The sequence below is a fragment of the Campylobacter sp. CFSAN093229 genome (assembly GCF_011068225.1).
Lineage (GTDB): Bacteria > Campylobacterota > Campylobacteria > Campylobacterales > Campylobacteraceae > Campylobacter_D > Campylobacter_D jejuni.
The window spans coordinates 45,864-58,468 of the sequence record NZ_JAAMXB010000004.1 but is presented as its reverse complement, the minus strand read 5'-3'; the positions used below and the strand labels follow the sequence as shown (position 1 = coordinate 58,468).

The following is a 12,605-nucleotide window of genomic DNA, read 5'->3' as shown; positions in this document are numbered from 1 at the left end:
CTTATCAGCATTTATTTAAACCGCCACTATTATATTTTTTATCTAGACATTCTTTGAAAAATTCCCCTCTGGTTTTTGGAATTTTTCCTGGATGTTTTTGTTTCATGTGTTCTAAATACTTATCATAACTAGAAAGTCCCACCAAGGGATGAAAAAACCTTTCGGCTTTTTCATAATAATACTTAAATTTTTTGAAATTCATCAATCTTAATATACTTAGTTTCTTTAAGAGGAATTTTAATTTTACCTAAGCAAATTCCTATACAAGAAATTATAACAAGCAAGGTAGCTATCATAAAGAACACACAAAGAATTGCATTAAGTAAATTTCCAACTTTACTTTGAGTGGCTATTGAAATTTCTTTTTTAATTGTAGAAATTTCTTTTTCATCTTTAGTATTATTTAATTTAAATTCTAAATCTTTAATTTTTTGACTTTGTATGCTAACGGCGGCTACATGACTTACCGCATTTGCTACTTTATTGCCTTCTTCATAAGGCATAATTTTTTGAATTCCTCCATACAGAGTTGCCACTAAGACAAATACCGCAGGTACTAAAGTAACCCAAGTATATCTTGCCTTGCCCATTTTTACAAGTATAGTTGTAGCAAGAAGCAAAGCCATACCCGCAAGCATTTGATTACTCACGCCAAAAAGAGGCCAAAGTGTATAAATTCCTCCCTTAGGATCAATGGCGCCTTGATAAAGAAAATATCCCCAACCTGCAACACTTAAAGCCGTAGCCAAAAGTCCAGCTGGATAATTATGAATATCTCCTAAAGGTTTATAAACATTACCCAATATATCTTGCACCATAAAACGACAAGCCCTTGTCCCAGCATCCACCGCTGTTAAAATAAATAAAACTTCAAACAATATAGCAAAATGATACCAAAAAGCCATCAAATCCACGCCGCCAAAAAGTTCATGCAAGATCAAAGCTACACCTATAGCAAAAGTTGGAGCTCCACCTGTTCTTGAAAGTATAGTATGCTCTCCTATATTTGCGGTTAAAGTAGTAATTTCTTCAGGAGCAATACTAAATCCCCAACTTGAAATGGTTTGTGCTACATTTACAACATCTGTTCCTATCAAAGCAGAGCTTGAGTTTATAGAAAAATAAAGACCTGGATGTAAAATACAAGCACAAATTAAAGCCATAATCGCCACAGCGCTTTCAGCAAGCATAGAGCCATATCCAACAGCCAAAGCATGAGTTTCGTTTTCAAGCATTTTAGGAGTAGTTCCACTAGAAATCAAAGCATGAAAACCACTGATCGCACCACAAGCAATGGTAATAAATAAAAATGGAAACACTCCACCTGCAAATACTGGACCTGTTCCATCAAAATACTGAGTATTTGCTTTTGGCATTTGTAAATCAGGAGCAACCAAAACAATAGCTACAGCCATTACCACAATAACACCGATTTTCAAAAAAGTTGAAAGATAATCTCTTGGAGCAAGCAAAAACCACACAGGTAAAACAGAAGCAATGAAACCATAAGCCATCATAACAATTGCCAAAGTTGGAGCTTCTAAAGTAAATATTTTAACCCAATAAGGATCAGCAGCTACAACGCTACCATAATGAATAGTCAAAATTAAAAGCACAAAACCTATTATAGAAGCCTCCCCTACTCTACCTGGACGGATAAAACGCATATAAATTCCCATAAATATTGCTATAGGAATAGTCATTGCGATAGTAAATAAACCCCATGGAGATTCTGCTAAAGCTTTTACAACTACCATAGCTAAAATGGCAATAATAATAAGCATAATGCCAAAAATCGCTACCATAGCAACTCCACCTATAAATTTACCCATCTCATCCTTAATCATTTCGCCAAGACTTCTACCTTTTCTACGAGTAGATATAAAAAGAACAACAAAATCATGTACAGCACCTGCTAAAACTCCTCCTACTAAAATCCAAAGCATAGAAGGCAAATATCCCATTTGAGCAGCCAAGATAGGTCCTACCAATGGACCCGCTCCTGCAATAGCAGCAAAATGATGTCCAAATAATACAGCTTTATTTGTAGGCACAAAATCACGCCCATCATTTTCTACAAGTGCTGGTGTTGCACGATTTTTATCAAGTTCTAAAACCTTATAAGCTACAAAACGCCCATAAAATCTATATCCTATCATATAAATACATACAGCAGCAACCACCAAATAAATCGCTGATACACTTTCGCCATTTTGTAAAGCTAAATAACCAAAACAAATAGCGCCTAAAGTTGCAACAAACAACCATAAAATTTTAGTACTTAACTGAGTCATATTTCTCCTAAGAAAATAAAATATTTTCAAAGAATAGCAGATTTATAGATTAAATTGTATAGAAAGATGTTTAGTTTTTTCACATTTTTAACAAAATATATGTTTTTTGTTTCTTTAAGTAGTATAAAAATGAAAAGCTTAAAAATAATCTTTAAGCTTTTTTAATCTAAATAAAAAGAGAATTTACACTTTCGTTATGATAAACACGACGTATTACTTCAGCAAAAACAGGTGTAACGCTTAATACTTTAATATTTGGTAATTGCTCTTTTAAAGGTATAGTATCTGTTACCACAAGCTCATCTAAAGCTCCACTTGCTATTCTCTCATAGGCTTTTCCACTTAAAACTGCATGAGTACAGCAAGCCATAACAGATTTTGCACCTTTTTCTTTTAAAGCTTCCGCGGCTTTAACTATAGTGCCAGCAGTATCAATAATATCATCCACTAAGATAACTTCTTTATCTTTTACATCTCCAATAATATTCATTACTTCACTTTCATTGGCTTTTTCACGACGCTTATCAACTATAACTATATCAAGTCCTAAATGCTTTGCAACACTCCTAGCTCTTGCAACACCCCCTATATCTGGACTTCCTATAATAGCATTTTTAAAATGTTTGGCTTTAATGTAATCATTAAAAACTATACTTCCATAAAGATTATCTACTGGAATATCAAAAAAACCCTGAATTTGTCCTGCATGCAAATCTATCGTAGCTACGCGATCAATCCCAGCTGCTTGAATCAAATTAGCCACAAGTTTAGCAGTAATTGGCACTCTAGGATTTGCTTTTCTATCTTGTCTCGCATAGCCAAAATATGGGATAATAGCCGTAATTGAATTTGCACTTGAGCGACGCAAAGCATCTGTAAGAATTAAAAGTTCCATTAAATTATCGTTTGTAGGAGCGCAAGTACTTTGAATAATAAAAACATCCTTTCCGCGTACACTCTCATCAATTTGAACGCTAATCTCTCCATCACTAAACCGCTTTACTCCAGCATCACTTAAAGGCAGGGAGAGATATTTAGAAACTTGTCTTGCAAATTCGACATTAGCTGAGCCTGAAAAAATTTTATAACCTCGCATAAAAAACCTTAATCAATAAAATTATGAATTAATACAAAAGATTTTAATAAAAAAAATGTTAAAAACTGCTGTAAATTTAAAAAGCTTATATAAAAATATAAGCTTTTTTAAGAAATGCAAGCTGTCTTTTTGGCATAATATCTTACCAACATAGAAAGCGAAAAACATATTATAAAATAAATTCCCGCAACAACACCTATCATCGCTAAAATTTCTTCAAAACTTGTTAGTTTTGCCAATATAGTTTTTGAATTATAAGTAAGTTCAGCTATACCTAAACCCGCTAAATAAGCTGTATCCTTTACAGTGGTTACAATTTGAGATAATAAAGCAGGTATTATTTTTCTAAAAGTTTGTGGTAAAATAATATAAAAAAGAGTAAAAAATTTACCAAAACCTTGAGAATAAGCTGCTTCAAACTGACCTTTTGGTATAGAATTTAATCCACCTCTAATAATTTCAGCCATAACCGAACTCGTATAAAGTGAAAATCCTATAGTACCCCAAAAAGCTTGAGGAAATTGTCCAAAAAATACAGGTAGAACAAAACAAGCTGCAAGCATCCATAATAACAAAGGAGTATTTCTAAAAATATCTATATAGCAAGCTGCTAAAAATTTACTTAATCTATCCCCATAATTTTTAGTTATAGCTAAAAAAGTTCCAAAAACAATCGAAATAATACAAGTTGCTAAGGCTATTTTTAATGTCAGAAATAAACCTTGCATTAAAAATTCAATATTTTGTGCATTAAAAACATTTTCCATTAACAACCCTTTATCTCGTTAAATGTGCTTTTTTTAATTTATTTTCATAAGCCTTTGCAAAATAAGCCAAAGGATAACAAATTATAAAATATAAAACCGCTGCAAATATATAAGCTGGCGCATAATTTCCATAATCAGCTGCATAGCTATCAGCAGAATGCATTAACTCAGCTCCACCTACAATAAGCAATACAGAGGTATTTTTGATTAAATTTACCATTTGATTTGTCATCGGTGGTAAAATAATTCTAATGGTTTGAGGTACTATAATATAACGCATTTGTTGAATATAAGTAAACCCTTGAGAAGCAGAAGCTTCAAACTGACCTCTTGGCACAGCCAAAATTCCACTTCTAACCACCTCGCTTACATAAGCTCCGTGATAAGCTCCAACACCCAATACACCAATAGTAAATATATCAAGTCTTATACCTAAAACAGGCAAGGCATAAAACAAAAAGAAAATTTGTATTACCAAAGGAACATTTTGAAAAAGCTCTACGTAAATTCTAGTGTAGGCTCTGATAATTTTAAATCTACTTGTAGCCATAACTCCGCCTATAGTTCCAAAAATTGTAGCTATAAGCAAAGCAAGAATGCTTACTTCTAAAGTATAAATAAAACCATTAATAAAAGCATCTTTATTATCCAAAGCATCTAAAAATTTCCATACCGCAAAAGGGCTTATACTATTTTCATCATATAAACCCCAAGAAGTAAGAATTTGTCTTAAATGTTCAACAAAACCTACACTTTCATTCATATTATAAACCCCATTTTTTCGCTAAAGCATCAATTTCATTTTTATGTTCTTTTACAAAATCATCAACATATTTTGCAAAAGCTGGATCATCTTTTTTGGTTACAATACCATAACTTTGTGGTTCAAAACTATCTGGCAAAATTTCACTTTTATCATCCACATAGCCTAACAATATTGATTTGTCTACAGAAAACGCATCAACTCTTTTAGCATCTAAAGCAGCTTTTATACTTGGATAATCAGGAAATTCACTAAATTTAACATCAATACCAATTTTTTTAGCAGCTTCACCTATAGCTTTTTTTGTAGTTGCAGCTTGAGCCACTCCAATATTTGCACCTTTCATATCAGCTAAAGATTTATATTTTTTTTCTTTTAAGACTAAAAGCCCTATAGCATCTTGATAATAAGGCTCTGAGAAATTATAAATTCTTTTTCTCTCTGGAGTAATAGTAAAAGTTGCTATCACTGCATCTACACTACCATTATCAAGCAAAGGGCCTCTTGTTTTAGCATTAACTGCAACTAGTTTTATTTTTTTATCATCACCCAATATACTTTTAGCTAGCAATTTAGCAACATCTACTTCGAAACCTTTAATTTCACCTGTTGCTTGATCAAGTAAAGCATAATGCGGAACATCATTTTTAACACCAACTATTAATTGTCCTTTAGATTTAATAGACTCAAGTTTACCTTCTGCTGCATTAGCATTGCTAAATGCAACACAAGCACCTAGAGCAAAAACTGCCAACTTTAACAAAGATTTTCTAAAAACCATTTTTTCTCCTTTCAATTTTGGTTAATTTTTAAGAATTTTCCCTAAAAAGAGTCGCGCTCTTTCAGTTTTTGGATTTGAGAAAAATTCACTAGGAATATTTTCTTCCACAATAGCACCATCTTCCATAAAAATAATCCTATCTGCTACTTCTTTTGCAAAACCCATTTCGTGTGTAACAACCACCATGGTAGTATTGCTTTGATGTGAAATTTCTTTCATTACATCTAAAACCTCTTGTATGGTTTCTGGATCAAGGGCTGAAGTAGGTTCATCAAATAAAATATAGGGTTTTTTAGTACAAAGTGATCTTGCTATAGCAACGCGTTGTTGTTGTCCGCCTGAAAGGGTTGCTGGATAAACATTTGCTTTATCCACTAAACCTACGACTTTTAAATACTTAAAAGCTGTTTCTTCAGCTTCTTTTTTAGATTTTTTTTGAAGTTTCATTGGAGCTAAGGTCAAATTTTGCAAAACCGTCATATGTGGATATAAATTAAAATGCTGAAAAACCATTGCACAATATTTTCGACAAATTTCAATTTTATTTTTATGATTTAAAACAAGATTGTTAACTACGACCTCGCCTGAACTAACTTCTTCAAGCCCATTCATGCAACGGATAGTTGTACTTTTTCCACTTCCACTTGGACCTATAATAACAAGCTTCTCACCTTCTTTAACAGAAAGATTAATATTCTTTAGAACATGATGAGTTCCGTAGTATTTGTTTACATTTTTTAATTCAATCAAGTTTTTTCCTTTATTTTTAACTAAATATAAAATTAATTAAAATTATTTTATCATTAAATAAAGAAAACCACTTCAAAATGTAACTTATTTTTACTAATAAATTTCTAAAGTGTAACTTTTAGTAATTTTTAGAATTTATACTTTTTCATAGTAAACACCTCTTGGAGAGAAAATCTTTTTAAAATAAATAGTCTCTGGAATTAAATCAGCATTGCCAACATAAAGCCTTCCTTTATCATTTAAAATTCTATGAAATCTCTCCATAAGTTTTAGTTTTGATTCATGATCAAAATAAATAATCATATTTCTAGAAGCTATAATATCAAATTTTCCCAATCTTGAAAATTTTTCTTCAAAAACATTGCAAAGTTCAAATTTACAAGTACAAAGCTCATTTTTATTAATAGTATAAAATTTATCTTCGCTTTCTAAAAAAAACCTTCTTTTTTCACTCTCGCTCAATCGCTGTAAAGTTCTTCCTTGATATTTTCCAAGTTTTGCTTTTTCAATCACGCTTGAATTAATATCAATGCCTAAAATATACATATCTTTAATAAAATTCTGTGCAGCCAATAATGCCAAAGAATATACCTCTTCTCCACTTGAACAAGGGGCGCTTAGGATATTTACTCTCTTTTCTAAGCTTTTGGCATAATAAATTATTTCTTTCAATTGAGCCAATTCTCTTAAAAAATAAGTTTCACCTATGGTTACAAAATCTAAAGTTTCTTGTTTAAGTTGTCTATTGCTTTTTAATTTTCCCAAAAATTCGGAAAAATTTTTAGTATTAGTTCCTTCAAGAAATTTATTCAACTTTAAAGCTAGTATATTTTTTTTATCGGTTAAATCAATACCGCTCATTTCGTTGATAATTTTTATAAATTCATTAAGTTCTAATTCGCTAGGAGTTATTTTTTTTTCCATGCAATTTTCCTTTTATTAATCCTGATCAATAAAATTTACAATTTCTTTTTTAATTTCTTTTAAGCTCATAGGTTTTAAATGCGGATTCATATCTTTTGCTCTTTTTGGCATACCATAAACGACGCTATCTGCTTCATTCTCGCATAAACATCTAACTCCTGTTTTATAAAGCTCAAATAAACCTTTTGCGCCATCATCTCCCATGCCCGTTAAAATAATAGCAAGTATTTTATTTGTTTTTGCCAAAGAAACAGCGGAATGAAAAAGTAAATCCACACTCGGTTTAAAGCTTGAAGCCACATCTTGCCAAGCAGCTACAATATTTAAATTTCCAGATAAAATAGTATTTTTAGGGCAAATATAAATTTTATTGCTTAATATCTCTTTATCATTCAATAAGCACACTTCACTAAAAGCTTCTTTATTAAATTGCTCCACAAAAGATGGAATAAAACTGGCACTCATGTGTTGAGCTATAACTACACAAGTATTTTTTATATCAATATCCTTTAAAAGAAATTTAAGCTGATTAGGACCACCTGTTGAAGATCCTATGAGTATGAGCTTCATTTTCTTCTCCCCTTAATTTATTGAAATTTTATTTTTCTTGTCACGTAATTCTAACATATATAAAGAAAAATAAAGCTTATTTTTAAAAAAAGAAAAGCTGTTTTTATGATTTAATATGATAAGATTAGGTTTTTATCTTATTTTATATAGTAATGTAGGAAACCAATGCTTAGGGAAAAAATTTATATTGCTAGTGATCATGCTGGTTTTGAATTAAAAGAAAAAATTTGCGTATTTTTAAAAGAAAAAAATATAATTTTTAACGATTTAGGAACAAACACTTGCGCAAGCTGCGATTATCCTGATTATGCACATTTACTTGCCGAAAAAATAGGCGAACGAAGCTTTGGCATTCTTATTTGTGGAAGTGGAATTGGAATTTCTATTGCAGCAAATCGTCATAAAAACATTCGTTGTGCATTATGTCATGAAAGCTTAAGTGCAGAACTTGCAAGAAGGCATAATGATGCCAATGTTTTGGCATTAGGCGGAAGATTAATCGGGGTTGAATTAGCTATAGATATTATAGAAAAATTCATTCAAACTCCTTTTGAAGAAGGGAGACATATGCAAAGAATTCAAAAAATTGAGGTAAAAATATAATGTTTACAAACTGGCTTGTTTTAACTATATTGATTTGTGCAACTATCTATCTTATTGTAATGTTGTTTTACTATAAAACTCTACTTAATAAAGAAAAAACATCAAAAGATTTTATCAAAAACAATCTTGATGATACTGAGATTGTCATTAGAAAACTACAAATTCAACTTCAAAGAAGTCTTGGAAATATAGATATACTCACAGAAGAACTTAATAAAATCAAAGCAGACCTTACATCTTTAAGAACTAGAAATTCTCAATATCGTTTGGAAAATGACAAACTAAGACAAAGAATTAAAGAATTAGAAGCAAAAATCGAGGCATTATTATGATAAAACTAACACAAGAAGAACAAAAATACCTGCTTGATAGCATTAGGATTATTCCTGATTTTCCAAAAAAAGGAATTATTTTTAGAGATATTACCACTCTACTAAATAACAAAGAGGCTTTAAATTTTCTACTTAAACATTTAAAAGAACGCTACAAAGATTACAATCTAGACTTCATAGCAGGAACAGAAAGCAGAGGATTTATCTTTGCATCTATGATTTGTGCAAAACTTAATCTTCCTTTTGTGCCTATTAGAAAACCTGGAAAACTCCCTTTTGAAACCTTTAGCTGTGAATACGATCTTGAATATGGCAGCGATAAAGTAGAACTTCATAAAGATGCATTTAAAAATATTCAAAATGCAAGAGTTTTACTTATAGATGATTTAATAGCAACTGGCGGAACAGCTATAGCTTCATATGAACTCATTCAAAAAGCTGGAGCAAAATGTGTTGAAGCTTGTTTTTTAATGAATCTTAAAGATTTAAATGGAGCAAATAAACTTGAAAAACTTACTTCAGTTTATAGTGTTTTAGAAATTTAAAACTATAGAAAGGTACAAATGGAAGAATTTTTAAAAAATTTACTTTACCAATACAAAGATCTAGCTTATATTATTATTTTTTTATGGTGTATTTTAGAAGGAGAGTTAGCTTTAATTTTAGCAGGTATTTTTGCCCATCAAGGACATGTAAATTTAGGCTTTGTTATATTTATAGCAGGTCTTGGCGGTTTTGTAGGCGATCAAATTTATTTCTATATAGGAAGATATAATAAACGCTACATACAAAAAAAATTAAAAACTCAAAGGCGTAAATTTGCAGTAGCACACCTACTTTTACAACGTTTTGGTTGGCCTATTATTTTTATACAACGCTATATGTATGGCTTTAGAACCATTATACCTATGAGTATAGGAATCACGCGTTATAGTGCAAAAAAATTTGCTATTATCAATCTTTTTAGTGCTTGGGTTTGGGCATCAATCACTATACTTTTAGCTTGGTATTTTGGAGAACAAATTTGGAAGATGGTGACTTGGGCTGAAGAACATTGGTATTATGCAGCCATTATTATTATAGCTTTTTTATCCCTTTTATTATTTGGTTTTAAACAAATGGAAAAAGCTATACTTAAAGATAAAAGGAAAAGATCATGAAATTTGAATTAAACGATAAAAAACTAGATGCTATAAAAGCAGACTTTGAACTTGTTTTTATACAGGATAAAAATTTAAAAAATTTCAACAAAGAAAAAGATTTTTTTAAACTTAATAATTACAAAGGCGAAGGTGTTTTATTGGACTTAAACAATAAAAAGCTTTATTTAGAGCTTAAAAGCCTTGCTTATGAGGATATAAGATTAAGTCTTTGCACAGCATATAAAACTCTTGAAAAGCTTAATATTAAAAGCGTAAAACTTCCTAGCATAATAGGAGATTGTGTAGTTAGAAGTTTTGCATCTTTGGTTGAAGGCGTACTTTTTGGAGCTTATAAATTTGACAAATATAAAAACGAGAAAAAAACAAGTACTTTGGAAAAATTTATTATTTCAAGCGAAGAATTAAATGGTAAGAAATTTAATAAAGATGAAGCTAAGATAGGTTTAGAGCGTGGAGAAATTTTAGCTAATGCCACAAATTTTACTAAAAATATAGTCAATGAAATTCCTGAAATTTACACCCCTTTAAAAATGGCAGAAGATGCACAAAATTTAACTAAAGAAAATAAAAACATCACTTGTAAAATTTATGATGAAAAATTTTTAGCCAAAGAAAAAATGAATGCCTTTTTAGCAGTAAATCGTGCCTCGGTACATCCACCACGCCTCATTCATCTAAGCTATAAAGCCAAAAATGCAAAAAAACGTGTTGTATTTGTTGGAAAAGGCTTAACTTACGATAGTGGTGGATTAAGCTTAAAACCAGCTGATTTTATGCTTACAATGAAAGCTGATAAAAGCGGTGCAGCAGCAGCAATGGGAATCATAAAAGCCGTAGCTGAACTTGCTTTAGATTTAGAAGTGCATTGTATTTTGGGCGCAACTGAAAATATGATAGGTGGCAATGCTTACAAGCCTGATGATGTGTTAATCAGTCGTGAAGGTGTAAGCATAGAGGTAAGAAATACAGATGCAGAAGGACGCTTAGTTTTAGCTGATTGCCTTTCTTTTGCACAGGATTTAAAACCTGATTTACTTATCGATATGGCAACTCTTACTGGGGCTTGTGTTGTAGGACTTGGTGAATTTACAAGCGCTATTATGGGAAATAATGAAGATTTGCAAAATGATTTTTATCTAAGCTCTAAAAAAAGCGGGGAATATACCACAATCTTACATTTCAACCCTCACTTAAGAGAACTTATAAAATCAAATATTGCCGATGTTAGCAACACTGCCTCTAGTCGCTACGGAGGTGCAATTACCGCAGGATTATTTTTAGATAAATTTATTCGTAAAGAATATAAAGACAAATGGCTACATCTTGACATAGCAGGACCTGCTTATACAGAAAAATCTTGGGGATATTCTAGTTTTGGCGCAGGTGGAGCTGGAGTTAGAATGTGCGTTAATTATTTAATTCAAATTTTAAGGAAAGCTAAATGAGTTTAAGTGTAGGTATAGTAGGACTTCCAAATGTTGGCAAATCAACAACTTTTAATGCTTTAACTAAAGCACAAAATGCCCAAAGCGCAAACTATCCTTTCTGCACCATAGAGCCTAATAAAGCCATGGTTGAAGTTCCTGATTTAAGACTTAATGAACTTGCTAAAATAGTAAAACCTGAAAGAATTATGCATTCTTTAATAGAATTTGTAGATATCGCTGGACTTGTTAAAGGTGCAAGTAAAGGAGAAGGCTTGGGAAATAAATTTCTTTCAAATATACGTGAAACTGAGGTTATTTTGCATATAGTACGTTGTTTTGATGAAGAAAATATTACCCATGTTGAAGGTGGAGTTGATCCTTTACGTGATATAGAAATTATCAATACAGAGCTTATTTTAGCAGATATTGAGCAACTTAGTAAAAAAATAGAAAAACTCACCAAAGAAGCCAAAGCCAATCAAAAGGGCGCTAAAGAAAGTCTCGAACTTGCAAATTCCTTACTTGATCATTTAAACAAAGGCTTAGCTGTAAGCTCTTACCCTGAAAAAGAAAGTGAAATTTATCAAGCCTTAATCAAAGAATTAAGACTGCTTTCTGCTAAAGAAGTGATTTATGGTGCAAATGTTGATGAAAATGGTATTAGTGAAGATAATGATTATGTAAAAGCTTTAAAAGAATATGCTAAAAAAAATGATCATGAAGTTATCAAGCTTTGTGCAAAAATCGAAGAAGAATTAGTAGGATTAAGTGATGAAGAAAGTCATGAATTTTTAAGTTCCCTAGGAGTTAACGAAAGCGGTCTTGATCAAATCATACGCACTGCTTTTGCTAAGCTTGGACTGATCAGTTATTTTACCGCTGGTGTAGTTGAAGTGCGTTCTTGGACAATCAAAAAAGGCTGGAAAGCACCAAAAGCAGCAAGTGTAATTCACAATGACTTTGAAAAAGGTTTCATAAAAGCTGAAGTTATCTCTTATGAAGACTATATCCAATACAAAGGCGAAAATGGCGCCAAAGAAGCAGGAAAGCTACGCCTTGAAGGAAAAGACTATATCGTTTTAGATGGCGATGTAATGCATTTTAGATTCAATGTTTAGGCAAAATAGCCTAAACA

At 31.4% G+C, this 12,605-nt stretch carries 15 protein-coding genes; 6 read left to right on the top strand and 9 right to left on the bottom strand.

The features are described from left to right. Positions 1-4: 4 nt before the first annotated feature. The 9 genes from kcuS to FBE93_RS01560 all read right to left on the bottom strand — a co-directional run bounded on the left by kcuS (position 5) and on the right by FBE93_RS01560 (position 7,945). Entirely contained in the window at positions 5-202 is a 198-nt protein-coding gene (gene kcuS, locus FBE93_RS01600) for a KCU-star family selenoprotein (protein WP_002867452.1), read from the bottom strand. After that, positions 183-2,294: a carbon starvation CstA family protein gene (locus FBE93_RS01595; RefSeq protein ID WP_165434105.1), complete on the bottom strand. Its 2,112-nt coding sequence runs from the start codon at positions 2,292-2,294 to the stop codon at positions 183-185. The genes kcuS and FBE93_RS01595 overlap by 20 nt, the downstream gene beginning before the upstream one ends. Positions 2,295-2,460: 166 nt before the next feature. Further along, complete coding sequence (locus tag FBE93_RS01590; protein ID WP_002856539.1) at positions 2,461-3,390, bottom strand: ribose-phosphate pyrophosphokinase; 930 nt, start codon at positions 3,388-3,390, stop codon at positions 2,461-2,463. 107 nt (positions 3,391-3,497) lie between these two features. Continuing rightward, a complete protein-coding gene (locus FBE93_RS01585) occupies positions 3,498-4,157 on the bottom strand; it encodes an amino acid ABC transporter permease (RefSeq protein WP_059110924.1) in 660 nt (219 codons plus the stop codon). Between the two features lie 10 nt (positions 4,158-4,167). Next, on the bottom strand, positions 4,168-4,920 hold the full coding sequence (locus tag FBE93_RS01580) for an amino acid ABC transporter permease (RefSeq protein ID WP_002853332.1): 753 nt from the start codon (positions 4,918-4,920) through the stop codon (positions 4,168-4,170). Between the two features lies 1 nt (position 4,921). Beyond that, positions 4,922-5,701 (bottom strand): bifunctional adhesin/ABC transporter aspartate/glutamate-binding protein PEB1a, encoded by a 780-nt coding sequence (gene peb1A / locus FBE93_RS01575; RefSeq protein ID WP_002853252.1) that lies wholly within the window; start codon positions 5,699-5,701, stop codon positions 4,922-4,924. A 21-nt stretch (positions 5,702-5,722) separates the two neighbouring features. Further along, positions 5,723-6,451, bottom strand: coding sequence for an amino acid ABC transporter ATP-binding protein (locus FBE93_RS01570; protein WP_002865902.1), 729 nt, complete (start codon positions 6,449-6,451; stop codon positions 5,723-5,725). Positions 6,452-6,586: 135 nt separating this feature from the next. Then, positions 6,587-7,375, bottom strand: coding sequence for a CheR family methyltransferase (locus FBE93_RS01565; RefSeq protein WP_002865901.1), 789 nt, complete (start codon positions 7,373-7,375; stop codon positions 6,587-6,589). Between the two features lie 15 nt (positions 7,376-7,390). After that, positions 7,391-7,945: a chemotaxis protein CheB gene (locus FBE93_RS01560; protein ID WP_002934273.1), complete on the bottom strand. Its 555-nt coding sequence runs from the start codon at positions 7,943-7,945 to the stop codon at positions 7,391-7,393. Positions 7,946-8,110: 165 nt separating this feature from the next. On the opposite strand from FBE93_RS01560, the gene rpiB reads away from it, so the two are divergent. The 6 genes from rpiB to ychF are packed head-to-tail and all read left to right on the top strand — an operon-like array spanning position 8,111 to position 12,588. Beyond that, on the top strand, positions 8,111-8,548 hold the full coding sequence (rpiB, locus tag FBE93_RS01555) for a ribose 5-phosphate isomerase B (RefSeq protein WP_002934272.1): 438 nt from the start codon (positions 8,111-8,113) through the stop codon (positions 8,546-8,548). Next, the gene (locus FBE93_RS01550) at positions 8,548-8,880 is read left to right on the top strand and encodes a membrane protein (RefSeq protein ID WP_002853247.1); all 333 of its coding nucleotides are present in this window, start codon (positions 8,548-8,550) and stop codon (positions 8,878-8,880) included. Before rpiB ends, FBE93_RS01550 begins: the two co-directional genes overlap by 1 nt. Continuing rightward, positions 8,877-9,425, top strand: a complete 549-nt coding sequence (gene apt / locus FBE93_RS01545) for an adenine phosphoribosyltransferase (RefSeq protein ID WP_002934271.1) — start codon at positions 8,877-8,879, stop codon at positions 9,423-9,425. The genes FBE93_RS01550 and apt overlap by 4 nt, the downstream gene beginning before the upstream one ends. Positions 9,426-9,443: 18 nt before the next feature. Further along, the gene (locus FBE93_RS01540; protein ID WP_165434104.1) at positions 9,444-10,040 is read left to right on the top strand and encodes a DedA family protein; all 597 of its coding nucleotides are present in this window, start codon (positions 9,444-9,446) and stop codon (positions 10,038-10,040) included. After that, on the top strand, positions 10,037-11,488 hold the full coding sequence (locus FBE93_RS01535) for a leucyl aminopeptidase (RefSeq protein WP_002934270.1): 1,452 nt from the start codon (positions 10,037-10,039) through the stop codon (positions 11,486-11,488). Before FBE93_RS01540 ends, FBE93_RS01535 begins: the two co-directional genes overlap by 4 nt. Next, positions 11,485-12,588 carry a redox-regulated ATPase YchF gene (gene ychF / locus FBE93_RS01530; RefSeq protein WP_087699923.1) on the top strand — a complete coding sequence of 368 codons (1,104 nt, stop codon included), beginning with the start codon at positions 11,485-11,487 and terminating at the stop codon, positions 12,586-12,588. Before FBE93_RS01535 ends, ychF begins: the two co-directional genes overlap by 4 nt. Positions 12,589-12,605: the final 17 nt, after the last annotated feature.